The organism is Bacillus sp. MMSF_3353 (genome assembly GCF_030733445.1).
In the GTDB taxonomy this organism is placed as follows: Bacteria; Bacillota; Bacilli; order Bacillales; family Bacillaceae_G; genus Bacillus_A; species Bacillus_A wiedmannii.
Map to the genome: position 1 here is coordinate 109,873 of NZ_JASHJA010000005.1, position 25,014 is coordinate 134,886.

Sequence of the window (25,014 nt, forward strand, 5' to 3'; positions counted from 1 at the left end):
TTCTCTATATGCTATAATGTAAAAACATATAGCTATAAGGAGATGTACGAAATGATTCCAGTAACAATATTAACTGGTTTTCTTGGATCAGGGAAAACGACATTATTAAATCGCATTTTATCAGAAAATCACGGTCATAAATTAGCAGTGATTGTAAATGAAATAGGACAAATTGGTATTGATAATCAGCTGATTATGAATGTCGAAGAAGAGATTATGGAGATGACGAATGGATGTTTATGTTGTACTGTACGTGAAGATTTACTAGTCGCTTTAAAACAATTACTGGACGTAAAAGCAGAAGGTAAAATGGAATTTGATGGATTAGTAATTGAAACGACTGGTCTTGCAAATCCAGGTCCGATTATTCAAACATTCTTTTTAGATCCTGTGATTCAATCTGCATACCAAATTAACGGCGTTGTAACAGTAGTAGATAGTTATCATATACATAAACATTTTGAAAAAGGACTAGAAGCAAAGGAACAAATTGCATTTGCTGATGTCGTTTTAGTAAATAAATTAGATTTAGTGGATGAAAGTGAAAAGGAAAATCTATTGCAGGAACTGCAAGGTATTAACCCAACTGCAAAGTTAATCGAGGCGACTAACTGTGATGTAGATATTCCATCGTTACTACAAATTCAAACGTTTAAAACGAAAGATACGTTACAAATTTATCCTCATAAAGAGCATAATCATCTAGAAGGGGTAAAGTCGTTTGTACTACGCGAAGAGCGACCGTTAGATTTACAAAAACTAAATGAGTGGATGTCAGCTGTCGTTCAAGAGCTAGGGGAGTATTTATATCGCTACAAAGGAATTTTATCGATTGATGGAGTAGATAAACGTATCGTTTTCCAAGGTGTGCATACACTGTTTGCTGCATCATATGATAGAGAGTGGCAAGAGGGCGAAGAACGAGTAAGTGAAGTTGTGTTTATCGGAAAAGATATTAATAAAGAATGGTTCCAAGAACATTTCGGGGAGTGTGTGAAATAAGTCTGCATATATTGCAGGCTTATTTTTTAACTTAACTAAGTATTTTGTAGAAAAATGCTAGATTGCAAAAAACGAAGGATAATAAAAAGCCTGTTTTCACAGGCTTGTATGTTCATCTAATAGTAACTCCATTACAACACCTACAACTGGACCTTCGTCATCAATATCACCATTTAAACGGAAACCAAATGACTCGTATAATCCCATTGCGAGTTTGTTGTCTGGATGTAAACTTAAATAAATTATTTTACATTCAAATTTATCTTGTAAGAATTGAATGAGTATGCGAAGGAAACGTTTTGCGTATCCTTTTCCTTGATATTGCTCGTCAATCATAAAGCGATCTAACCAAACACTTTTACGTTTTTCCCAATACCATCCATACATTGCGTATCCTACAAGTGTTTCTCCATCATATAAACCTACTGACGTTCCGTTTCCCTCATATAATGATTCTGCTAGAGAAAACGCATTGCTTTCAATAAATTGCTGCTGGTCTTTTGCGACGTTTAAAGCAGCTACCGAACGCCAATTTTTTGCTGTAACTTCACAAATGTGAAGAGTCATAATTCCAACTCACCTTCTAAATTAATATAGCTTAAAAGCTAATATGGATAATTTTACTTGTTATTTTGGTCAAGTCAAGTAAGAACAAATAAAAAAGAAGCTGAATGACATATTCAGCTTCTTTTAAAAATTTGATTAGTTAGTAGCTTCTTTTAATGTATTTACGTTTTCTTCCATTAAAGTGAAGTAATCTTTATTGCTCTTCGCATCATCTTCAGAAATAGTAGCAAGATGATTTAAGCGTAAAATTTTTGTACCCGTCTCTTTTTGAATTACGGACGCTACCTTTGGTGTAGAGAATGTTTCAAATAAAATATATTGTAGATTATGTTCTTTTACTGTTTTTGTAATGTCAGCAAGCTGTTTTTGAGATGGTTCATTAGAAGCTGAAATACCAGCGATAGCAATTTGTTTCAGGCCATAGCGTTGTTCCCAGTATCCATAAGCCGCATGAGAAACTAAAATGTCTTTCGTTTTTGCATTCGCAACAGCTGCTTTAAATTGATCATCTAAATCAGTAAATTTTGTTTGCAGTGCTGCGAAATTTTTTTCGAACTCTTGTTTATGATCAGGCTGTAATTCTACAAGTGCATTTTTAATTTTTTCTGCCTGTTTCATTGCTAGAGTAGGGTCTAACCAAATGTGTGGGTCTTTATCGTGATGATGTTCATCCTCTTTATGGCCGTCTCCGTGATCATGATGCTCTTCTTCAGTAGAAGTACGCAGTTCAATACCTTTTGATGCATTTACAATTTTAACATTTTCTTTTTGTAATGCTTTTTCCATTTTTTCAGCAAATGGTTCTAATTCAGCGCCGTTATAAACGAATAAATCGGCTTTTGCAACTTGTACTGTTTGTTTTTGACTTGGTTCAAATGTATGTGAATCTGCACCAGGTGGGTAAATCGCTTCAACAGTTACATAGTCGCCACCAATTTTTTTTGCAAAATCTGCAAGAGGAAAAATAGTAGTATAAACAGTTAGCTTTCCGTCTTTCTTGGCATTACCTTCTTTTTTATTTGAGCAGCCAGTAAAAATTAAAGTGAAAATAAGTAAGAATGAAAATATAGTCAATCTTTTAGGCATGAAGTTCTCCTCTTTTCTTTTTTTACGGATATATTTTCCCCAATTATAGAAGAAAAATATCATTTTAATACAAAACGGAATAATTACGTTTTAGTTTGCGAACTTAGTATAATACATCTTTTATAAAGTTGCAATAAATAATAATCATTCCGATTTGTTTTTGTTATAAAGTTGTCAAATTTGGATGTATTATTTTTAGGAATGCATGCATATGTGACAACGCTACGTTCATATATTTGAAAGGAGGGTGTAGAGGGGGATGAGTGTTTGGGTTACTTAATGGAAGCTATTTTATTGATATTAGCGGTAGTATTACCATTAGCATTAGTCTTAATTTTTTTAAGAAGATTAATAAGTAATTTAGGAGATGCATCAACAGTAATAAAATTGCGAGAGAAAGATGAGAAAAAAGAGTGAGTAAAGCACTATGCGTACGCATAGTGCTTTACTTGTGGTAAAATGAGAGCAGGAAACTCCTAAAAGTTGTATTTTACTGAAGGAGAGAAAAGTAAAATAAGAGGTATATGCATATATGAATAAGCGAACAGCGTTAGTACTTGGTGCAAGTGGTTTAGTTGGACAAGAGATAACGCGTCTATTACTTGAATCAGATTACTACGATTCGGTTACTATTTTTGTAAGGGAACCAATGCAATGGCAACATGAAAAATTACAGCAAAAGCAAATAGATTTTTCGATGTTAGAGGAATATAAAGAGTTTTTTGCTGTAGATGACGTATTTAGTTGTCTAGGAACAACAATCAAAAAAGCAAAAACAAAGGCAAATTTCAAAAAGGTAGATTATGAATATACGTTACGAGCTGCTTGTTTAGCTGAAAAACAAGGGGTACAAAATTTCCTTGTTGTGTCTTCAATGGGAGCAAAACCTAAATCGTTTTTCTTTTATTCGCAAGTTAAAGGGAGAATGGAAGAGGAATTACAAAAGTTAGTCATTGGTGGTATTCACATTTTTAGGCCATCTTTATTAGTAGGAAATCGACAAGAATTTCGTTTCGGTGAACGAATGGCTGAAAAGTTATCTCGTATCATTCCTTTTATATTTAAAGGGGCTTTCAAAAAGTATAAACCAATTTCAGCGAAAGATGTGGCGAAAGGGATGTATATAACTGCATTGAGAGAAGAAACGGGTATTTATATTTATAACTCAAATGAAATTACAACGATAGAATAAAAAACGTGAAAAATGGCATGTATTAAAAATCAAGTTTGAATCTTGAATGAATAGTAAATACATGTAGTTTAGCAATTATAAGAAAGTAAAAAAGGAGTGGGAATCCCACTCCTTTTTTACGATAATTTATTATGCAAATCGCATTCTTATCCCGCTATTTGTGGACAGCAAAACCCCCGCGGATTAAAGTTTCACTTTATACGTCTCCAACTCTAGTACGACAAGTGACCTCGTTTATTGCAATGCTATTTTTAGAGTCGTATTATACTAACGGATGATTTCGTCTTATAAGAATGTTTCACTTCATTTGAAAATATACTACTATCATATATCCATTGTTTGTAATGCCAATAAATCAAATAGAATATACTTTCTATTTGGAAATAATCTGTTTGAGTAAAATCTGAAGGGAATTGGGTTCCGAAGATATAAAAGTCCTATATGTACTACTCCGTATTTTTGGGAGATTTGCAAAAGGAGGATATAAGAATGAGTAAAAAAGAAATGTTGCAAAATGGAATTAAGCAAGTGTTTTACGAAGAAGAATGGTATCCACCTTTATCAGACGCGTTAAAGCACCTTACTGCTGCACAAGCATGTTGGCAACCAGAAGGAGAGGCTAGTAATACGATTTGGGAAAATGTAAACCATTTACTTATCTTTAAAGAACGCTTACTTGCCCGCTTGCATCAAGATGAAACATTTGTGGCGCCACAAAATAATGATGAAACGTTTGTCCAAGGTGGACGTAATGATGAGGATGCTTGGCAACAAACAGTGTTGCGAACAATTCAAGTGCATGATGCCTTACAATCTGCATTAATATCCCTTCAAGAAGCAGAACTAAATCAATTAACTCCTTCTCTACCAATTTGGCAACAATATATGAACATCCTTTTGCACGATGCTTATCATACCGGGCAAATTGTGCAACTTCGCAAGCTTCAAGGTTCATGGCCAGCGCATCGTTCTTATTTGTAAATGATACTTAAAATTGTTGGAGTTATACACGAAACAAACGAATTAATATGTAGAATACTACTATATGAAAAAACAATTTCTCACTTAATCTGAGGAATTGTTTTTTTTCGTAATCATGATTGTGGAATTCGATTTTTAACCCTGTCACATATTCAGAAAGGGAGATAAATACATAAAAAAATAGGTGTATCAAGCAAAATGTTGATCCACCTTAAAACGATATTATGAAATAACATACGTTATCTTATAGTATACTTTTTATTCCTCTAGATTCAGTAGTACATATTATTCTCGGTTTTATTTATTTGTATGGAGTTTCCCCGGTGCTCGTTTGTATTGATACGGTTCTTCTAACTCAAAACTAAGTTCATTGGCGGCTATTCTTGGAAAGTAAGGATTGCGAAGTAACTCACGTCCGATAAAAATTAAATCTGCTTCGTTATTATTTAAAATTTGTTCTGCCTGTACTCCATTCGTAATCAAACCAACAGCCCCAGTTGCAATGTTAGCATGTTCTTTAATATGTTTAGCATATTGCACTTGATACCCGGGATATACATCGATGTGTGCCGGAACAACAGCTCCAGAACTACAATCAATTAAATCTACTCCTTGTTCTTTCATCCAGTTTGTATATGGAACGTAATCTTGAACCGTTAAACCGTCAGGATGATAATCGTTTGCTGAAATACGAACAAATAACGGTCCGTTCCAAACTTCATTTATTGAGTCAATGATTTCACGTAAGAAACGATAGCGATTTTCAGGTGAACCTCCATATTCATCGGTCCGTTTATTAGAAAGTGGAGAAAGAAATTCATTAATAAGATAACCGTGAGCGCCGTGTATTTCAATAACGTCAAATCCAGCTTGTTTGGATCGTATTGCAGCCTCTTGAAAAGCTAATATGGTCTTTTTTATTTGCTGTATACTCATTTCTACTGGGATTTTCATAGTTTCATTAAACGGAATTGCGGATGGAGCGAGAGCATCCGTTTCTAATTCAGCTTTTCTTCCGGCGTGAGCAAGTTGAATGGCGGCTTTTGCGCCGTTATCATGTATAAAAGTTGTCGTTTTATGTAAGCCTTCAATTAGGCTATCATCCCATATACCTAGGTCTTTATTAGAAATTCTTCCTTCAGGTAACACGGCTGTTGCTTCGATCATAACTAAACCAACTTGACCAGCAGCTCTTGTTCCGTAATGAACGTGATGGAAATTAGTTACTTGGCCATCCTCGTTTTCTGATGAATACATGCACATAGGTGACATAACGATACGGTTTTTTAATGTAACGTCCTTAATTGTATAAGGTGAAAAAAGTTCATAATTCATCCAATAGCCTCCTAGATTGAATTTTCTTACATTGTATCATTCTTGTTTTTGTTTCCCTAATAAAACGCTTATACGAAAAATTTTGTCTATTCGTGTTACAATAATTAATATGAATTGAATTGGAGGATGACATATGTACCAGGCTTATTATGAAAGTGAATTAGGCTTGCTGGAAATTACAGCGAACGATAAAGGAATTACGTCTGTTATATTTGTTGATGAGAGACAAGAAGAACATAAAAATGAAATAATAGATCAATGTATAAATGAGCTAGATGAATATTTTAAGGGGAAAAGAAAAGAGTTCACAGTCCCGCTATCTGCTGAGGGAACAGTATTTCAAAAAAATGTATGGGATGCGCTTTATACTATCCCTTATGGCGTAAGTGCTTCATATTTAGATATTGCAGAGAAGGTTGGAAATACGAAAGCTGTACGGGCGATAGGAGGGGCAAATAGTCGGAATCCAATTTCAATAATCGTTCCATGTCACCGTGTAATAGGAAAGAGTGGAAAGCTTGTTGGATATGCTGGTGGTTTATGGAGGAAAGAGTGGTTATTAAAACACGAAGGTATTATGAAATGACGTATGGATGGGAAGAGGGATTGTTTTGAAATGTATAAATTGTGGGCAACCTTGCGAGGAGGAACAGTTAAATTGTGCAAGTTGTCAGCGAAAGTTGGATAATGAACAAGGTGAAAGTAGCTCGTTAATAGATAAAGAACTAGAAGTATATGTAGGGAGACAATATCCGTATTACAAAAGGAAATGGGAGCTTGAGAATAAGCGGATTGCTAGGTGGAGCTGGAATGGTTGGGCAACTATTTTCAATATAGGTTGGCTTGGATATCGTAAGTACTATTTACCGGCAGCATTATTTGTATTGTTATTAGTAGCGTGTGATGCGTTTTCTTATTATATGGGTTTCAATGTAGCACTGCCAATCATTAATATGGTGCCTCTTACGTTTTTATTACTCATTTTTATTCTGTTTGGAATGGGGATTTTTGCAAATGGATTATACTATCAATTTGCGGAAAGACGTATATACCGAATAAAAGCAAGAGAAATAAAAGATAAATCAGTTGAAAACTATCTTATCCATGATAGCGGCGGAACGAGCAAAATGGGAGCGACAATTGTTACTATTTTAGCAGTTGCTAGCATATTTTTTAGTCATTTCTTTTTTCCGACTGATCGAGACGTTATACAAAAGGTTCGTACAAGCTCGCTTTATGAATATCCTTTCTTTTCAATAGGTGAATCTTTCGAAAATTATTTTCAAAATTCAGGTTGGATATATTATCGTGGAACGGAAGGGTTAGAATTAGTAGAATTCCAAGGATATAACGCGGGATCACCAAGACAAAAGGTGACGATTCAATTTGTTGTCGATTATAAATTGGGTGAAGTGGAACCGTACTCGCTTACGGTTAATGGTGAATCTAAAAATGAAGAAGAGTTTTTGAAGATGATGGACGAAATATTTAAGGTTCAAAATCCATTTGATATAGAGGATGGATTACAAGTAAATGCGATTCAAAAAAGCGGCTGGAAAGAAACTTCCGACCGCTTTTTTCTATGTTTGTTAAAATAAATATTTAAAATAATCAGAATCTTTTGTATAATGAAATATATTATACAAGATTTAACTTATACATATAGATTGGGGGAAGGAAGAATGAAGAGAAAGACAACAACAATTGCTGCACTTGCGTTAACGACAAGTGTATTGGTTGCAGGATGTGGGAATGGTGAGAAGGCTTCGACAACGAAGAAAGAATCGAATAAGGAAATGGCAGATAAACAAGTTTTAAATTTGCTAGAAACAGCTGAAATTCCTTCAATGGATACATCTAAATCAACGGATTCTGTATCTTTCCGTGCCTTTGTAAATGCAATGGAAGGTTTATATCGTCTAGATAAAGATAATAAACCAACACCAGGCATGGCAAAAGATGTGAAGATTAGTGAAGATAAAAAGACATATACATTTGAATTACGTGATGCGAAATGGTCAAATGGTGATCCAGTTCGAGCACAAGATTTTGTATATGCATGGCAACGTACATTAGATAAAGCAATAGCGGCAGAATATGCATTCATTTTATTTGATGTGAAAAATGCACAGAAAGTAAATAAAGGAGAATTACCATCAGATCAATTGGGTGTTAAAGCGAAGGATGATAAAACGTTGGTAGTAGAATTAGAGCAACCAGCACCTTATTTTCTTGAGCTTACGTCGTTCCCTACATATTTTCCATTAAATGAAAAATATGTGAAAGAGCAAGGAGATAAATACGGATTAGAAGCAGATAAATTATTATATAATGGACCATTTACAATGAGTCAATGGAAACATGAACAAAATTATCAGTTAAAGAAAAATCCTAATTATTGGGATAAAGATACTGTAAAGTTAGACGAAATTAATGTAAGTATTGTGAAGGAAACAAGCACTGGAGTAAATTTATATGATAGTGATCAAGCAGATCGAGTTATTTTAACTTCTGAATTTGTTGATAAATATAAAAAGAATAAGCCAGATGAATTTAAAACGAAGTTAGATCCACGTATGTATTTCTTGCGTTTTAACCAAAAAAATGCAACATTTAAAAACCAAAAAGTACGTGAAGCGATTGATTTAGCATACGATAAAAAAGGAATTGCTGATGTCATTTTAAATGACGGTTCTTTGCCAGCATATTTCTTAGTACCTGAAAAATTCACGACAGGTCCGGATGGAAAAGACTTCCGCTCTGTAAATAAAAACTTCCGTGATAGTAAAGATAACGCAGCGAAAGCAAAAAAATTATGGGAAGAAGCGAAGAAAGAGCTTGGTCAAGATACAATTACGGTTGAATTACTAAATGATGATAATGGTAGCCGTAAAAAAGTAGGCGACTTTATTAAAGAAGAATTAGAGAAAAACTTACCTGGTATTAAAGTGAATTTGAAACAGCAACCATACAAGCAGAAGCTAGATTTAGAAAAGAAATTCGAATATGAATTCTCATTATCTGCATGGAGCCCTGACTATCCAGATCCAATGACTTATATTGATATGTTTGTTACTGGAAGCTCATTTAATGAAATGAATTATTCTAATCCGAAGTATGATGATTTAGTAGCGAAATCAAAAGGAGAGCTATTAAAAGATGATAAAGCACGCTGGAATGCACTTGCAGAAGCTGAAAAAATCTTAATTGGTCAAGATGCTGCCATTTCTCCTACGTATCAACAAAGCACAGCTTATTTAGAGAAGCCGTTTGTAAAAGGTATTGCTAATCATACGTTTGGCGGGGACTTCAGTTATAAATGGGCATATATTACAAAAAAATAGTATAATAAAAGGTGAGTGAATTTTCGCTCATCTTTTTTGTATAAGGAGGAATTATAGTTGTTAAGGGGAATCAATCATCTTTGTTTTTCAGTGTCTAATTTAGAAAACTCTATTATGTTTTATGAAAAAGTATTAGGGGGAGAATTATTAGTTAAAGGGAGAAAATTGGCGTATTTTAACATATGTGGAGTATGGATAGCACTTAATGAAGAGAAACATATTCCGAGAAATGAGATTCATCAATCTTATACGCACATTGCATTTTCTGTTGAACAAGAAGACTTTGAACGTCTAATACAGCGATTAGAAGAAAATGATGTTCATATTTTACAAGGAAGAGAACGGGATGTAAGAGATTGTGAGTCTATATATTTTGTTGATCCTGATGGACATAAGTTTGAGTTTCATTCAGGGACATTGCAAGACCGAATTAATTATTATAGGGAAGATAAACCTCATATGACATTTTACTAAGGGGAGAAGAAGTTGCATGCGTTAGTAATTGGTGGAACGGGAATGCTAAAGAGGGTGTCTATGTGGCTTTGTGAGCAAGGGTTTCATGTTTCTATTATTGGAAGAGATGAAGTGAAATTAGAAAATGTTAAACGGGAGAGTACCACACCTGAAAGTATCACATGCCTTCCGTTAGATTATCATCATGATGACGATGTAAAGTTAGCTATTAAAAACACAATTGAGAGGAATGGCCCAATAACATTGGTTGTTGCATGGATACACTCAAGTGCAAAGGATGCATTATCACTCATTTGTAGAGAATTAGACTTGTCGTCTGAAACATACAACGTTTTTCATATTTTAGGCAGTAAAGCGTCGAGAATAGCCTCACAAAAAATAGGCGGTACGCGATGTAGCTATCATAGAATAATATTAGGTTTTATATTAGAAGATACATACGGAAGATGGCTTACTCATGAAGAAATATCGGATGGAGTAATAAAAGGAATTGAAATTAAATGTGATGAATGGATTGTAGGACGAGTAGAACCGTGGGAATTGCGGCCGACATGGTAAGGGGGAATTGAAGTGAAGACAACGGTATATGTAACAAGGCATGGTGAAACGGAATGGAATGTAGAGAAACGAATGCAAGGCAGGAAAAATTCTGCTTTAACTGAAAATGGTATGTTACAAGCTAAGCAATTAGGAGATCGAATGAAAGATTTATCTATCGATGCGATCTATAGTAGTCCGAGTGAAAGAACCCTTCATACTGCAGAGTTAATAAAGGGCGAACGTGATATACCGATAATCGCGGATGAGCATTTCTATGAAATTAACATGGGTATATGGGAAGGACAGACAGTCGATGATATAGAAAGGCAGTACCCAGACGAAATACAGTTGTTTTGGTATGAACCACATCTTTTCCAGTCAACATCGGGAGAAAATTTTGCGGCTGTTCATAAAAGGGTAATGGATGGGATACAGCTTCTTTTAGAAAAGCATAAAGGAGAAAGTATATTAATTGTTTCCCATGCGGCAGCGGCAAAACTACTTGTAGGACATTTTGCGGGTATTGAAATAGAAAATGTATGGGATGATCCATTTATGCATAGTGCTAGTCTAAGTATAATAGAATTTGAAGAAGATAAAGGTGAAGTGAAGCAATTTGCAGATATAAGTCATTTTCAATGAACGTAAAAAAGGCCGCAAAACGGCCTTTTTTTGTAGGCATAAAAACTAGCGATTACGTTTTTTATACCAGAAGTGATCGAATTTCTTGTTTTTGCAAGATGGGAATTTATGTCCGCCTTTGCAATCATTCCATTTGTGCCCGTCATCGTGACAGTCTTTACCATGATCACATGAATCATCGCAAGAGTGACCGTGTCCGTGAGGGAAGAATTCGCATTTTTTACAGAAACTTCGTTTTGTCCAGAAAAATTTCTTTTCAAAGCGTATGCATTTTGTAACGAAAGTACAATGTTTTCTGCGAGTACGTTTTGTAACTAAAACGCATTCTTTTCTACGCGTTACTTTCGTAACAAATGTCCATTTTTGAACACGTACACGAGTACATTTCGTAACAAATGTCCATTTTTTTACATGCGTACATTTTGTAACGAACGTACAATGTTTCACGCGAGTACATCTTGTTCTTGGACATTTACCCCCAGTTGTACATTTACATCCAGTTGTACAATTATGATGAGTGAAATTATCATCATCGCATTCAAAAGTACTTGGATCTTGGTGTAAGAAATCCTCCATCCCAGCACTTTTGATTTCTTCAACCGCTTTTCTAATATCACGTTTCATAGAAATCCTCCTTATCATGTATTAAGTTGAAAAGGTATTCTTTTTCCTTAACATGATATGAGATATGACGTCTTTCTGAACAGGACAAGAGTGTAATTTTATATAAATAGATGATAGCGGATGTATGGACAAGGCAAGGTGCATACATTGAATGAAGAGAACTGAGAAGGGATGGGGAAATATGCTACCTTCATATGATTTTTTTATTCATCCAATGAACTTAGTGGAGTTGAAAAAAGAAATTTGGTCAGATAGTCCAGTGCCAGCAAAATTAACTTATGGAAAAAAGAAGTATGACATTGATATCGTATACCGAGGCGCTCATATTCGTGAATTTGAGAAAAAGTCTTATCATGTTATGTTTTATAAACCGAAAAAATTTCAAGGTGCGAAAGAGTTTCATTTAAATTCTGAGTTTATGGATCCGTCTCTCATACGAAATAAATTATCTTTAGATTTTTTTCATGATATTGGTGTACTTTCACCAAAATCACAACATGTATTTATAAAAATTAATGGTCAAATTCAAGGTGTATATTTACAGTTAGAATCAGTTGATGAAAACTTTTTGAAAAATAGAGGATTACCGAGTGGTTCTATTTATTATGCGATAGATGATGATGCGAATTTTTCTTTAATGAGTGAGAGAGATAAAGATGTTAAGACTGAGCTCTTTGCGGGTTATGAATTTAAATATTCGAATAAAAATAGTGAAGAACAGCTGAGTGAATTTGTATTTCAAGCGAATGCTTTGTCGAGGGAAGCTTATGAAAAAGAAATTGGAAAGTTTTTGCATGTTGATAAATATTTACGATGGTTAGCTGGCGTTATTTTTACACAAAACTTTGATGGTTTCGTTCATAACTATGCACTATATCATAACGATGAAACAAATTTATTTGAAGTGATACCGTGGGATTATGATGCGACTTGGGGGCGAGATGTACAAGGGAGACCACTTAATCATGAGTATATTCGTATCCAAGGTTATAACACGTTAAGTGCAAGATTGTTAGATATACCTGTATTTAGAAAACAATACCGAAGCATTTTGGAAGAAATATTAGAAGAACAATTTACCGTTTCATTTATGATGCCGAAAGTAGAAGGTTTGTGTGAATCGATTCGCCCATATTTACTACAAGATCCATATATGAAAGAAAAATTAGAAACATTTGATCAAGAAGCTGATATGATTGATGAATATATAAATAAAAGAAGAAAGTATATACAAGACCACTTACATGAATTGGATTAATTTTGAAAGAGATTGGAACATTATCAATCTCTTTTTTTGTATAATAAAGATGTATCAATTGAATTGAAGTAATATTTACTTAATAAAGAATGGAGATGTGGAAACATGACAGTTAAGTGGGTTGATTGGGTAAAACAAATACAATCTATAGCTCAAGCGGGTTTAACGTATTCTAAAGATGTGTATGATATAGAGCGTTTCCAACAATTACGGGATATTTCCATTTCGATGATGTCACATTATACAAAGACAGATTGGGAAATAGTAGAGAAGTTATTTGCAAGTGAGACAGGCTATCAAACACCTAAAGTTGATATAAGAGCAGTCATTTTTCAAAATGAAAAACTATTATTTGTGAAAGAAAAAAGTGATGGGAAATGGGCATTGCCAGGTGGATGGGCTGATATCGGTTATACGCCGACAGAAGTAGCAGCAAAAGAAGTTTTAGAGGAGACGGGTTATGAAGTAGATGATTTTAAGCTACTGGCTATATTTGATAAAGAAAAACATCAACCATCGCCTTCAGCAACACATGTATATAAAATTTTTATTGGCTGTAAGATTGTTGGTGGTGAAAAGAAAATTAGTATTGAAACAGAAGATGTGGAGTTTTTTGGTGAGAATGGATTGCCTAATTTATCGATTGCTAGAAATACAGAAGAGCAAATTAAAGAAATGTTTGCCTACATGAAAGAACCTCAAAAAGAAACATTAATAGATTAATAATGCTTATGCCGATGATATTGTTGAAATGAAGATATTGGCAGAATGCAACCTTTATGTAATAATGGGATGGTATGTGAAGAAAAAAGGAGATAGAAAATAAAATGTTAGCAAGCATAATAGATCAGTTATTGCAATTTTTTGCAAGCTTAGGTTACTTTGGAGTAGCACTAGCTTTAATGATTGAAATTATCCCGAGTGAAATTGTACTTTCGTATGCTGGATTTTTAGTAGCGGATGGTAAAATTAGTTTTGTCGGTGCAGTTATCGCCGGAACTATTGGTGGTACTTTAGCCCAAATCTTTTTATACTGGCTTGGATATTACGGAGGGCGTCCGGTTGTAGAGAAATATGGGAAATATCTACTTATTAATAAACACCATTTAGACATAGCGGAAGGTTGGTTTAAGCGTTACGGAGCAGGAGTAATCTTTTCTGCACGCTTTATCCCAGTCGTACGTCATGCAATCTCTATTCCAGCAGGATTAGCTAAAATGCCGTTAAAACTATTTACACTATATACAGTAGTTGCGATTATTCCATGGTCAATACTATTTATATACTTAGGTGAAAAGCTTGGTGGAAATTGGCGACACATTAAAGAGTATGCATCTGATTACACACATTACATAATTATAGGAGCTGTTCTCTTTGTTGCTCTATACTTCGGTTTAAAGTATTTAAAAAAGAAAAAAGCAGCGCGTTAAAGTCAATGATTTTTCATTGGCTTTTTTATTTGTTTCGGTTCTAAAAAAAAGGAGTTGTCCATAATGTGTAATAATAAAGCGTAGCGGAGGAATGTGATGAAAGGGTCACCGTTTATACGTGGAACGATATTTTTAACGATGGCAACGATGATATCTAAAATGTTAGGATTTATATATGTTATACCATTTACAGCAATGGTTGGTACGAGTGGGTACGTTTTATACACATATGCATATCGTCCTTATACGATTATGCTCAGCATTGCGACGATGGGACTACCACTTGCCGTTTCAAAAATGGTATCAAAATATGATCAACTGAATGATTATCATACGGTTAAGAGAGTGCTAAAGAGCGGTATCTTTTTTATGTTAATAATGGGAGTAATCTCATGTTTTACGCTATATATATTAGCTCCACATTTAGCTAAACTTGTAATCGATGGAAATGATCAAACAGGGAATAGTGTAGCAGCGGTCACTACTAATATCCAAATTGTAAGTTTTGCGTTAATACTTGTACCGGTAATGAGTTTATTAAGGGGATTCTTTCAAGGGTTTCAATCGATGGGGCCTTCTGCTTTAAGTGTAGTTGTTGAGCAGTTTTTTCGGGTCTTAACCATTTTAATAGGAAGCTTTGTCGTTTTATATATTTTAAAAGCTTCTGTCTCGCTAGCTGTTGGTATTTCAACGTTCGGTGCTTTTATGGGAGCGATAGGTGGATTAACAGTTCTAAGTGCGTATTACATAAGGAGGAGAAAGCACTTAAAGAAAAAAGAGATGGCAAGTATACCGCAAACAACGAAATCTTTCTTCTCACTGTATAAGGAGCTCTTTACATATTCAATACCGTTTGTTGTGGTTGGTTTAGCAATTCCGTTGTATCAGACGATTGATACATTTACAATTAATAAACTACTTATACAAATAGGGTATATGCAAGGAGAAGCGGAGAAGATAAATGCAATAATTGGTCTTGTTCAGATGGTTGTACTCATCCCAGTTTCCGTTGCGACTGCTTTTAGTATGTCTCTCGTACCTGAGATGACAAAAGCCTATACAGCAGGGAATGTGAAGTTACTGTACAAACATTTTACGAGAACGAATGTATTAGTAGTAGGTATTACTGTACCAGCGGCGATTGGAATGATGTTGTTAGCAAAACCAGTATATACTCTTTTATTTGGTGCCGGAAATGATCCGGAGATGGGGAGAGTTATTTTACAGTATTATGCTCCTGCCTGTATACTATTTTCGCTTTTTACAGTAACAGCTGCGATGTTACAAGGAATTAACCAACAACAGAAAACAGTGCTAGGATTAGTAATTGGCATTATTGTAAAGATAGTTTTAAATATCGTATTGCTTCCGTATTTCGATTATGTAAGTTTTATTATTTCAACATACGCTGGTTATACGATTTCAGTTGGCTTTAACTTGTGGATGCTTTCTAAATATGTTATAAAGGCAACATAAGCTTTTTAAGGCAGAGAGCACTCTGTCTTTTTCTTTGTTTAGAATATTTTTCTTATAAAAACGTTTTCAAAATAATTTTTCTATTGAAATTTAAACGTATGTTTCATATGCTGAGAATGGCGGTTCAAAAACTGTTATGTAAGAGAGGTAGATTCCTACATGTAAAAAGAATCGGGGTGATAGTATGTTAAATATTTATTTAACAGACCGAAACGGAAAACTACAAGAGGTTGAGGAAATGCAAAAGGGTTGCTGGATTAATGTACTTCATCCAACGGAAGAAGAAATTCAATATCTAGTACAAACTTTAAATGTAGACTTAGATTTCATTAAAGACCCTTTAGATGATGAAGAACGCTCTCGTATTGAAAAGGAAGACAATAATACCTTAATAATCGTGGATATTCCAACAGTTAGACATGATGAAGAAGGAAATTCGATTTATGACACGATTCCAATAGGTATGATTGTAATGCCAGATTGCTTTGTGACAATTTGTTTAGAAGAAAACCCAATTTTCGAACGCTTTATTAATCAACGTATTAAAGAATTTTATACGTTTAAAAAGACACGCTTTGCACTTCAGCTCTTATATACGATTTCTACTTATTATTTAAGATACTTAAAGCAAATTAACAGAAAAACAATCGATTTAGAGCATCAATTAAATAAGTCGATGAAAAATAAAGAGATTTTCACATTGCTAGGCCTTGAAAAAAGTTTAGTTTACTTTACAACATCATTAAAGGCGAATAAAATTGTAATTCAAAAATTAATGCGTAACAGTACATTTTTAAAAATGTATGAAGACGATCAAGATTTATTAGAAGATGTATTAATTGAAAATAAACAGGCTATTGAAATGGCGGAAATATATAGTCACATTTTAAGTGGAATGATGAATACTTTTAGCTCCGTTATATCAAATAATTTAAATAGTGTTATGAAACTGTTAACGTCTATTACAATCATTTTATCATTACCAACGATGGTTTCTAGTTTCTTTGGAATGAACGTAAAGGTTCCGTTTGAAGGGGAAGCACATGGTTTTGTAATTGTACTCATAATATGTGTAACACTATCTTTCACATTAGCATTTGTTTTTTGGAAGAAACGTTACTTTTAACGAGAAGAAAGCTGCTCTAGCATAGTTATATAACTGCGCTAGAGCAGCTTTTTTGCTATGAAATCGAAAGTTTTGAATAGAATATAACTTATAAAATGTAATGTATATGAAGGAAGTGAATTCCGTATAAGCCTTGTCCAATTCATAAAATGGGGTTAAAATTACATATTGTTAATGAAAAGTTGGAGGAAATACATCATGGAATTGTTTCAATTACCGAAAGCATTCCTGCAAATGAATACAATCTTTATCTCCATATTGATCGAAGCACTTCCTTTTGTGCTCATTGGTGTATTTATTTCAGGATTCATTCAAATGTTTGTGACAGAGGATATGGTAGCAAAATGGATGCCGAAAAACCGTTTTCTGTCTGTTTTAATGGCTACTTTTTTAGGTATGATGTTTCCAGGTTGTGAATGTGGAATCGTTCCGATTGTAAGACGGTTAATCGGAAAAGGGGTTCCACCATATGCCGGGATTGCATTTATGTTAACTGGGCCAATTATTAATCCGGTCGTATTATTTGCAACATACGTTGCCTTTGGAAGTAGTATGCACATGGTATGGTATCGTTCTATCGTAGCGATTATCGTAGCAATTATCGTTGGAATTATATTATCATTTATGTTTAAAGAACATCAATTACGAGATGATCACTTCCCAGAAGTGAATCATAAGCGTCCATTACGTAAAAAAATGTGGGATGTATGTACGCATGCTGTTGAGGAATTTTTCTCGATGGGAAAATATTTAGTATTAGGTGCGTTAATTGCAGCGGCAGTTCAAACGTTCGTACAAACTTCAACACTTCTTGCTATAGGACAAGGGCCGTTCTCTTCACCAGCTGTTATGATGGGACTAGCTTACATTTTATCACTTTGTTCAGAAGCGGATGCGTTTATTGCTTCGTCATTCCAAAGTACATTTTCAACAGCATCACTTGTCGCGTTCCTCGTATATGGACCGATGGTGGATATTAAAAATATGTTTATGATGCTTGCGACATTTAAAACGAAATTTGTAATTGTCGTTACAGTTACAGTTACACTTGTTGTTTATGCAAGCTCACTACTCATTTATGCGATGGGGTGGTAGGTTATGTTTCGAGCATATATATTATTAGGTTTTACAATCTTAATTGCGCAGCTTCATATTTCAGGTAATATTACGAAGTATATCAATATGAAGTATGCCTATTTATCAAAAACAGCAGCTATTATTTTAGGTTTTTTAACGGTCGTTCAAATTATTATCGTTTTCCAAAAAGAACATCAAAAAGAAAAAGAACAGCACAATTGTGGTTGTGATCATAGCCATTGCGGGCATGATCATTCAAAAGATGAGAATACATGGTGGAAAAAAGCATTTTCGTACTCATTGTTTTGTTTTCCGATTGTCTCAGGGCTGTTTTTCCCGATTGCAACGTTAGATTCAGATATCGTTAAGGCGAAAGGATTTCATTTTCCTGTTGCACAAGCAGAAAGTACAGATCCATTTATGACAAGGCAATTTCTAAGACCTGATACGAGCATTTATTACGGGAAAGAAGGATACCGTGGTGTAATGGAAAAGGGGAAAAAAGAGTTTGTTACGAAAGATAGTATTACTTTAAAAGATGAAGATTTTCTAAAAGGGATGGAAACAATTTATAATTATCCTGGCGAGTTTACTGGGAAAAAATTATCTTTTAAAGGGTTTGTTTTCAAAGATGACTCTTCTCAAAAAGAACAATATTTCTTATTCCGTTTCGGGATTATACATTGTGTAGCGGATTCTGGTGTATATGGTATGTTAGTGAAAAAACCAGAAGGTGTAGAATGGAAAAATGATGATTGGATTCAAGTTGAAGGAGAAATATCAACGGAATTTTATCAGCCATTCCATGCGAATATCCCTGTATTAGAAGTAACGAAATGGAATAAGGTTGAACCGCCAAAAGAACAATATGTATTTAGAGGAGCCGATTGATAACATCGGTTCTTTTTTGTGGACTAATAGTTCTGAATGTTGTTAATATTAAACGTGTAGTGATAGTAAGCTCATACCGTTCTAGTGTTAATGGGAAATGGAACTCTTACCGAACTTCTTTGCTCCAGCCGAATTTTGTGGTGGGAGTCTTAATGTCTGCAAATAGCGGGTTAAATAATCAAAGAGGTGATAACAATGACTGAAGTAAAAGGGAAAACAGCTAATGAGTCTAGAGTGTTTAAAACGAGCCGAGTATTTCCAACAGATTTAAACGATCATAATACGCTATTTGGTGGGAAGATATTAGCCGAGATGGATATGGTTGCTTCTATTTCAGCAACGAGGCATGCAAGAAAAGAATGTGTCACAGCATCTATGGATTGGGTAGATTTCTTACATCCTGTTCGCTCTTCAGATTGTGTTAGTTATGAATCTTTTGTAATTTGGACGGGTAGAACTTCTATGGAAGTATTTGTGAAGGTAGTAGCAGAAGATTTAATTTCGGGTGAGAAACGTATAGCAGCAACGTCATTTGTTACTTTTGTTGCACTTAGTAAGGAAAATAATCCGGTTCCTGTGCCGCGAGTTATCCCTGAAACAGAAGAAGAGAAAGAATTACATCGCATTGCAGTGTTACGTGCAGAACAACGCCATATACGTAAGGCGGAGAGTAAGAAAGTAGCTACATTATTAACTTTTTGAGTTGAATATGTAGTCGTTAAAGGTACAATAACAAACGGAAATGTTTTTCATATGAAAAGCGGACACCTAAAAATAGGTGTCCGCTTTTATAGTTTTTTCATCCACATATCATATGACGATAACTACTTAGCAGAAGCAAGCAGCACCGACGATGATTAAGAGGATAAATAATACGACTAATAGCGCGAATCCATTACCATGTGCGAAGCCCATTGTTATTTCCTCCTTTTATTTTAAGATACAACATACAATATGCAAATGAGCTATCGTTTGATATGGACATATATCATGTAATGACATATTTTCTTGAATGATATTGTATTAAAAAAGGGAAGATATAGAAATAACAGTAAGTGGAGGAAGGAAAATATCCATGAAACACTTTTTCGTTGTAATCCTTTGTTTAATAGGTGTATTCATTTGGATGAACATCGATGTGGAAATGGGGAAAAAAATGGCTAGTGAATATGAATTAGGGCAAGTTCGATTAGGTGAATTTCAACTATATACGAACGGTGAAGAGTTATATACGAAATTATTTGAGGATATACGTAATGCAGAAAAGTACATATATATCCATTTTTATATTGTAGGTAAAGATGAAATAAGCAAAGAGTTTTTGCAGTTACTCGAGAAAAAGGCATCGAGTGGAGTAGAAGTAAAATTGTCAGTTGATCGAATAGGTGGATATAAGCTGAAGAAAAAGATAATTCGTCAACTAAAAAGCAATGGTGTCCAGTTTACGTTTAGTAAAAAACCTAAATTGAAACATTTATTTTATTCGTTGCATCAACGAAACCATAGACGCATTGTTACGATAGATGGAAAAATATCATATATCGGCGGCTTTAACATTGGAAAGGAGTACCTTGGACAAGATCCGAAATTTGGTCCGTGGCGTGATTATCATGTGCGAGTAAATGGGAATGGTGCTAAGGATATGGAAAGAAAATTTGCTGCTGACTGGAAAGAAGATACGGGAGAAAAAATGCCTATACATAAAAGTCTACCTGCAATTGGGCATGTGAAATATCAATATTTATTTTCAGATGGAAAAGGGTTATGGGAAAAATATGGAGCGCTTTTAAAGCAGGCTAAAAAGTCTTTAATTATTGCTACGCCATATTTTGTACCAAGTAAAGAAATGATGAAAGAGTTAAAAGGTGTATTAAACCGAGGTGTCAATGTGAAAATTCTCGTACCATTTAAAAGCGACGCAGTATTGTTAAAACAAGCTGCCTATCCGTATTTGAGAGAGATGAACCATGCTGGAGCGGAGATCTATCAATATCGGAATGGTTTTTTTCACGGGAAAGTAACAATCATTGATGGAGAAATTGTTGATATAGGTACAGCGAATTTTGATAATAGAAGTTTTTATTTAAATTGTGAATCTAACTGTATCATATATGATACAACAGTTGTTGCTGACGTATGGAACCGATTAAAAGAAGACTTTCATAAATCAAAAAGATTTTCAGAAGAAGACTTTGAGAAAATTAGTAAGTGGGATTGGTTTTTAGCAAGAATAGCAAATGTTATAGCATCATATTTATAACATATAGACAAAAGAGGAGGGAGGTATTTTCATGGATTGTATGAAAGAATTAATGAGGTATAGTTATATGCTTATTTATAAGGTTGGGGAGTATACAGGGGAGGTAAGAGACGAAGAATTAAAAGAGCTATTACAGCATCATTTACCATATATGTTGCAAGCGTATAATGAACAAGTGAATTTTCAAGAAGGAGAGAATGTACAGCATATAACTTGTGAACCAATTTCATCTCATTTTCATGAAATGGAAAAGGAAACTGATAGTAAATATACAGGGGATATCCATATTGCAACTTGTTATATTTCGCATTTAAAACGGTTAGCACTAAAGTTCGCTCAAGTGGCAGTTGAAGTTGCGAATCCAGAATTCCGCTCGTTCTTAGAAAATTGCTTCCTGAAAATGAATCGTTATGCCTATAGTGTATGGCAATATGTTGTGAAGAAAGAGTATAAGATTAAACATGTATATGAAAATGAGAAGTTTGCATAAGAAACTAAGGCGGAAAGATAGGCGCCTTAGTTTTTTACTTTTCATGGAGAAAAAAGACGAGGTGTACATATCTATTATTAGAAAATTTACAAATATTTACCGTTTATTTACTATTTTTCAATCTTTCCTTTAAAAATAGAGAGTAATATGGGGGTTGTACATATTCTATCTAAAGGAGGAAACGCAAATGAACAAATGGGTTAAATCATTAACTGCTATGGCACTTGCAAGTTCTTTATTAATGGTAGGTTGTAGTAAAGGTGAGGACAAGAAGAAAGAAGACGATACAACAACACAACAAGAGGACAAAAAGGATAAAGAAACAAGTGGAACTGAGAAGTCTACAGATTCTAAAGAAAAGAAATAAAGTGAAACTTTAATCAGTGAGGCATCCCCCACTGATTATTAGTTGAACCAATCGGGCTTTTACGGGCAGTTGATCCCCATCTAACTTCTTTGTTTTTACTGAATTTTGAGGTGGGGTCTTACTGCCCGTTAAAGCGGGGTAAAATAATAATAGAGCTTCCTCTTATATATGAGGAAGCTTTTTTGTTGTAAATTGATTGAGATTATTGAAAAATAGAGGGAGAATGAAATAGGGGGAAAACAAATGAAAGTATGTATATTAGGAGCAACAGGTCGAGTAGGTTCAAATATAATAAAATTAGCATTAAAGGATGCAGCTGAAGTAACTGCATTAGCACGTGATTTAAATAGAATAGAAATACAACATGAAAGGTTACGAGTAATAGAAGGTAATGTACTAAATGAAAATGATATAAAGAAAGCGATAGAAGGAAGCGATATAGTAATTAGTGCACTTGGAACGGATCAAAATGGGACATTGGCGAAGAGTATGCCACATATTATAAAGAAAATGGAAGAAGTAGGGGTTCATAAAATCATTACAATAGGAACAGCAGGTATTTTACAAGCAAGAACAAATCTAAATTTATATCGTTTTCAATCAGCTGAATCAAAAAGGAAAATGACAACAGCAGCAGAAGATCATTTAGCTGCATATAAGATACTTAGTAGTAGTAATTTATGTTGGACGGTCGTTTGTCCGACGCATTTAATAGACGGTGATGTGACAGGAGTGTATCGAACTGAAAAAGATGTATTACCAGAAGGGGGAGCGAAAATAACAGTTGGTGATACAGCGCAATTTACGTGGAATCTGTGTAGTGAAAACAAATATGAGAATAGCCGAGTAGGTATTTCATATTAAAAAAACCATCCCGAAATTGGGATGGTTAAAAGATGATATAACATACAAATATGAGAATCATAAGGATTTGGAGAATAGCTTTCGCTACTGTGCTGCTTAAAAAACCAACTACAGTAGCAACTCCTACTAGAAAGGCGTCTTTTGGCGCTTTTTTATGCATGAGTTCTGTAATAAATACCGATAAGAACGGTATGATAATTAAACCGAATGGTGGGAAGAAGAAAGATCCGACAATGATAGAAATCATACCGACACGTTCTCCCCATTTAGAACTTCCGTATTTCTTTAAGAAATATCCATTTGCAATAAAATCAGCCACGAAAATAAATAGTGTGAAAATGACTTGAATAATCCAAAAGGAAGTTGTTAGTTCTCCGCCATTTATACCAAAATGGTAAATGAAATATCCAGCCCAAACAGCAAGGATGCCTGGAATGATAGGATAAATAAAGGCGAGAAATGAAACAATGAAACAGGCAATGATACAGATTGTTAATAATACTGTCACTTTATAACTCCTTCTTCGTGTCTAATTTATGTACCGCAATTTTTTTCACTTGATGTCCATCAAGTTCTAGTGCTTTAAATTGAAAACCGGCAAATTCAATGGAATAACCAGCTTCAATATTTAAATCAACTGCTTGAGAGAGGAGCCAGCCTCCAATTGTATCTAAATCGCTATCATCAATATGCAGGCCAAACATATCATTTACTTCAGAAATGAGCACCTTCCCATCTAAAACAGTAAGCTTCGGCGTACGTTTTTCAATCATAGGTGATTCATCCGCATCAAACTCATCTTGAATTTCTCCAATGATTTCTTCAAGAATATCTTCCATTGTTAAAAGTCCAGCAGTACCACCATATTCATCCATAATGATTGCCATCTGAACGCGATTCTTTTGTAGATGTACTAATGTTTTGCGAATTGGAACAGTTTCAAATACAGTTAGTACTGGATGTATGTAAGATTCAAGTGGTTTATGAATGCCTTTCGTTTGATCGTGAAATACTTCTTTCGTATTGATCATACCGATAATATCATCTTTATCTTTTTCGATGATCGGATAGCGTGTATATTTTTCAGTTGCGACGATATCCATATTCTCTTCTAACGTATTTTCAGTAGATAAGCAAATCATTTCTGTACGAGGGACCATAATTTCTTTCGCGACCCGGTCGTCAAATTCAAAAATATTATTTACATATTTATATTCGGTTTGGTTTATTTCGCCGCTTTTGAAACTTTCACCTAAAATGAGTCGTAGTTCCTCTTCAGAATGGGCAAGTTCATTTTCTTTCGCAGGCTCTAAACCGAGTAGTTTTGTGAAAAAGATTGCCGTACTATTAAGTAGCCAAATGAATGGATACATAATTTTATCAAATAAAATAAGTGGTCGTGCAAACTTAAGTGTGATTGCTTCAGCTTTTTGAATGGCGAAAGACTTTGGAACTAATTCACCTAATACAACATGGAAAAATGTAATAACACTAAAAGCAATAATAAAGGATAAAGTATTCGCCATTGTTCCAGTAATATTAATCTTTTCAAAGAGCGGTCGTAGTAAATGTTCCACAGTCGGTTCACCAAGCCAACCAAGCCCTAAAGAAGTAATCGTAATCCCGAGCTGACAAGCTGATAAATAAACATCTAAATTAGATAGGACACTTCTTGCAGCTAAAGCTTGTTTATTGCCTTCATTTGCAAGTTGGTCAATGCGACTTTTTCGTACTTTTACAACAGCGAATTCTGATGCAACGAAAAAGCCGGAAATAAGGATGAGCACAAAGATGAGAAAAATATTTAATATGTCCAAGTGTGTTCTCTATTCCGTAGTTTGGAATAAAGATGTCACCTCCTGCGATTATGTTATACTTTTATAATAAATCCAAACGAAAAGAATAGTCAAAGAAAAAGGGTAAATATTGGTATGTTTCTGCAATAGTTTTTGAATTTGCTGTTATTTTGTCCGCTATACAAAAGGAAT

Annotated in this window: 29 protein-coding genes; 22 read left to right on the top strand and 7 right to left on the bottom strand. The window is 34.4% G+C overall.

All coding sequences use genetic code 11. The annotated features are described in order from the left end of the window. The first annotated feature begins 51 nt into the window (after positions 1–51). Entirely contained in the window at positions 52–1,002 is a 951-nt protein-coding gene (locus RBB48_RS14040; protein ID WP_000613417.1) for a CobW family GTP-binding protein, read from the top strand. Between the two features lie 96 nt (positions 1,003–1,098). Here RBB48_RS14040 and RBB48_RS14045 read toward each other — a convergent pair whose 3' ends face one another. Then, the gene (locus RBB48_RS14045) at positions 1,099–1,569 is read right to left on the bottom strand and encodes a GNAT family N-acetyltransferase (RefSeq protein WP_088063105.1); all 471 of its coding nucleotides are present in this window, start codon (positions 1,567–1,569) and stop codon (positions 1,099–1,101) included. A 135-nt stretch (positions 1,570–1,704) separates the two neighbouring features. Continuing rightward, the gene (locus RBB48_RS14050) at positions 1,705–2,655 is read right to left on the bottom strand and encodes a metal ABC transporter substrate-binding protein (protein WP_088063106.1); all 951 of its coding nucleotides are present in this window, start codon (positions 2,653–2,655) and stop codon (positions 1,705–1,707) included. Between the two features lie 267 nt (positions 2,656–2,922). Between RBB48_RS14050 and RBB48_RS14055 the strand changes: the two genes are divergently transcribed. From RBB48_RS14055 to RBB48_RS14065, 3 genes are all read left to right on the top strand, one after another. Beyond that, positions 2,923–3,072 (top strand): hypothetical protein, encoded by a 150-nt coding sequence (locus RBB48_RS14055; protein ID WP_179861950.1) that lies wholly within the window; start codon positions 2,923–2,925, stop codon positions 3,070–3,072. A gap of 115 nt (positions 3,073–3,187) precedes the next feature. Further along, the gene (locus RBB48_RS14060) at positions 3,188–3,847 is read left to right on the top strand and encodes an oxidoreductase (RefSeq protein WP_048559679.1); all 660 of its coding nucleotides are present in this window, start codon (positions 3,188–3,190) and stop codon (positions 3,845–3,847) included. Positions 3,848–4,336: 489 nt separating this feature from the next. Beyond that, positions 4,337–4,828: a DinB family protein gene (locus RBB48_RS14065; protein ID WP_088063107.1), complete on the top strand. Its 492-nt coding sequence runs from the start codon at positions 4,337–4,339 to the stop codon at positions 4,826–4,828. A 297-nt stretch (positions 4,829–5,125) separates the two neighbouring features. On the opposite strand, the gene namA is transcribed toward RBB48_RS14065, so the two are convergent. Next, the gene (gene namA / locus RBB48_RS14070; protein WP_306007778.1) at positions 5,126–6,163 is read right to left on the bottom strand and encodes an NADPH dehydrogenase NamA; all 1,038 of its coding nucleotides are present in this window, start codon (positions 6,161–6,163) and stop codon (positions 5,126–5,128) included. Between the two features lie 133 nt (positions 6,164–6,296). On the opposite strand from namA, the gene RBB48_RS14075 reads away from it, so the two are divergent. The 6 genes from RBB48_RS14075 (at position 6,297) to RBB48_RS14100 (ending at position 11,163) form a co-directional block, all read left to right on the top strand. Further along, on the top strand, positions 6,297–6,749 hold the full coding sequence (locus tag RBB48_RS14075; protein WP_087982770.1) for a methylated-DNA--[protein]-cysteine S-methyltransferase: 453 nt from the start codon (positions 6,297–6,299) through the stop codon (positions 6,747–6,749). Between the two features lie 7 nt (positions 6,750–6,756). After that, positions 6,757–7,761 carry a DUF2628 domain-containing protein gene (locus RBB48_RS14080; protein ID WP_098649354.1) on the top strand — a complete coding sequence of 335 codons (1,005 nt, stop codon included), beginning with the start codon at positions 6,757–6,759 and terminating at the stop codon, positions 7,759–7,761. Positions 7,762–7,845: 84 nt separating this feature from the next. Beyond that, complete coding sequence (locus RBB48_RS14085; RefSeq protein WP_098856730.1) at positions 7,846–9,507, top strand: peptide ABC transporter substrate-binding protein; 1,662 nt, start codon at positions 7,846–7,848, stop codon at positions 9,505–9,507. Between the two features lie 57 nt (positions 9,508–9,564). Beyond that, entirely contained in the window at positions 9,565–9,981 is a 417-nt protein-coding gene (fosB, locus tag RBB48_RS14090) for a FosBx1 family fosfomycin resistance bacillithiol transferase (RefSeq protein WP_088063110.1), read from the top strand. Between the two features lie 12 nt (positions 9,982–9,993). Next, positions 9,994–10,539: a short-chain dehydrogenase gene (locus RBB48_RS14095; protein ID WP_097906696.1), complete on the top strand. Its 546-nt coding sequence runs from the start codon at positions 9,994–9,996 to the stop codon at positions 10,537–10,539. A 12-nt stretch (positions 10,540–10,551) separates the two neighbouring features. Then, entirely contained in the window at positions 10,552–11,163 is a 612-nt protein-coding gene (locus RBB48_RS14100) for a phosphoserine phosphatase 1 (RefSeq protein WP_097906695.1), read from the top strand. A 45-nt stretch (positions 11,164–11,208) separates the two neighbouring features. Here RBB48_RS14100 and exsB read toward each other — a convergent pair whose 3' ends face one another. Continuing rightward, positions 11,209–11,787, bottom strand: a complete 579-nt coding sequence (gene exsB, locus RBB48_RS14105) for an exosporium protein ExsB (RefSeq protein ID WP_306007779.1) — start codon at positions 11,785–11,787, stop codon at positions 11,209–11,211. 181 nt (positions 11,788–11,968) lie between these two features. Here exsB and cotH point away from each other — a divergent pair, with 181 nt between their 5' ends. The 8 genes from cotH to RBB48_RS14145 all read left to right on the top strand — a co-directional run bounded on the left by cotH (position 11,969) and on the right by RBB48_RS14145 (position 19,747). Continuing rightward, positions 11,969–13,045 carry a spore coat protein CotH gene (cotH, locus tag RBB48_RS14110; RefSeq protein WP_088063416.1) on the top strand — a complete coding sequence of 359 codons (1,077 nt, stop codon included), beginning with the start codon at positions 11,969–11,971 and terminating at the stop codon, positions 13,043–13,045. Positions 13,046–13,150: 105 nt separating this feature from the next. After that, complete coding sequence (locus tag RBB48_RS14115) at positions 13,151–13,768, top strand: NUDIX hydrolase N-terminal domain-containing protein (protein WP_097906693.1); 618 nt, start codon at positions 13,151–13,153, stop codon at positions 13,766–13,768. Between the two features lie 104 nt (positions 13,769–13,872). After that, positions 13,873–14,475 carry an undecaprenyl phosphate transporter UptA gene (gene uptA, locus RBB48_RS14120; protein ID WP_000881203.1) on the top strand — a complete coding sequence of 201 codons (603 nt, stop codon included), beginning with the start codon at positions 13,873–13,875 and terminating at the stop codon, positions 14,473–14,475. A gap of 96 nt (positions 14,476–14,571) precedes the next feature. Beyond that, positions 14,572–15,951 carry a putative polysaccharide biosynthesis protein gene (locus RBB48_RS14125; protein WP_046954954.1) on the top strand — a complete coding sequence of 460 codons (1,380 nt, stop codon included), beginning with the start codon at positions 14,572–14,574 and terminating at the stop codon, positions 15,949–15,951. A 184-nt stretch (positions 15,952–16,135) separates the two neighbouring features. Then, a complete protein-coding gene (locus RBB48_RS14130; RefSeq protein ID WP_000932392.1) occupies positions 16,136–17,077 on the top strand; it encodes a magnesium transporter CorA family protein in 942 nt (313 codons plus the stop codon). 198 nt (positions 17,078–17,275) lie between these two features. Further along, positions 17,276–18,172, top strand: coding sequence for a permease (locus tag RBB48_RS14135; protein WP_000418724.1), 897 nt, complete (start codon positions 17,276–17,278; stop codon positions 18,170–18,172). 3 nt (positions 18,173–18,175) lie between these two features. Beyond that, entirely contained in the window at positions 18,176–19,045 is an 870-nt protein-coding gene (locus RBB48_RS14140; RefSeq protein ID WP_088063115.1) for a TIGR03943 family putative permease subunit, read from the top strand. A 195-nt stretch (positions 19,046–19,240) separates the two neighbouring features. Continuing rightward, positions 19,241–19,747 (top strand): acyl-CoA thioesterase, encoded by a 507-nt coding sequence (locus RBB48_RS14145; protein WP_000141167.1) that lies wholly within the window; start codon positions 19,241–19,243, stop codon positions 19,745–19,747. Positions 19,748–19,873: 126 nt separating this feature from the next. Here the strand turns inward: RBB48_RS14145 and RBB48_RS14150 are convergent, their stop codons facing one another. After that, positions 19,874–19,960 carry a YjcZ family sporulation protein gene (locus RBB48_RS14150; RefSeq protein ID WP_000505094.1) on the bottom strand — a complete coding sequence of 29 codons (87 nt, stop codon included), beginning with the start codon at positions 19,958–19,960 and terminating at the stop codon, positions 19,874–19,876. A gap of 160 nt (positions 19,961–20,120) precedes the next feature. Between RBB48_RS14150 and cls the strand changes: the two genes are divergently transcribed. The 4 genes from cls (at position 20,121) to RBB48_RS14170 (ending at position 23,026) form a co-directional block, all read left to right on the top strand. Continuing rightward, the gene (cls, locus tag RBB48_RS14155) at positions 20,121–21,305 is read left to right on the top strand and encodes a cardiolipin synthase (RefSeq protein ID WP_142310359.1); all 1,185 of its coding nucleotides are present in this window, start codon (positions 20,121–20,123) and stop codon (positions 21,303–21,305) included. Positions 21,306–21,336: 31 nt separating this feature from the next. Next, complete coding sequence (locus RBB48_RS14160; protein WP_000340548.1) at positions 21,337–21,795, top strand: spore coat protein; 459 nt, start codon at positions 21,337–21,339, stop codon at positions 21,793–21,795. A gap of 187 nt (positions 21,796–21,982) precedes the next feature. Continuing rightward, positions 21,983–22,162: a hypothetical protein gene (locus RBB48_RS14165; protein ID WP_001045960.1), complete on the top strand. Its 180-nt coding sequence runs from the start codon at positions 21,983–21,985 to the stop codon at positions 22,160–22,162. 243 nt (positions 22,163–22,405) lie between these two features. Beyond that, positions 22,406–23,026 carry an NAD(P)-dependent oxidoreductase gene (locus RBB48_RS14170; RefSeq protein WP_088063116.1) on the top strand — a complete coding sequence of 207 codons (621 nt, stop codon included), beginning with the start codon at positions 22,406–22,408 and terminating at the stop codon, positions 23,024–23,026. A 25-nt stretch (positions 23,027–23,051) separates the two neighbouring features. Here the strand turns inward: RBB48_RS14170 and RBB48_RS14175 are convergent, their stop codons facing one another. Then, positions 23,052–23,534, bottom strand: a complete 483-nt coding sequence (locus tag RBB48_RS14175) for a DUF456 domain-containing protein (RefSeq protein ID WP_097906689.1) — start codon at positions 23,532–23,534, stop codon at positions 23,052–23,054. Position 23,535: 1 nt separating this feature from the next. After that, a complete protein-coding gene (locus tag RBB48_RS14180; protein WP_000353742.1) occupies positions 23,536–24,843 on the bottom strand; it encodes a hemolysin family protein in 1,308 nt (435 codons plus the stop codon). Between the last annotated feature and the right edge of the window lie 171 nt (positions 24,844–25,014).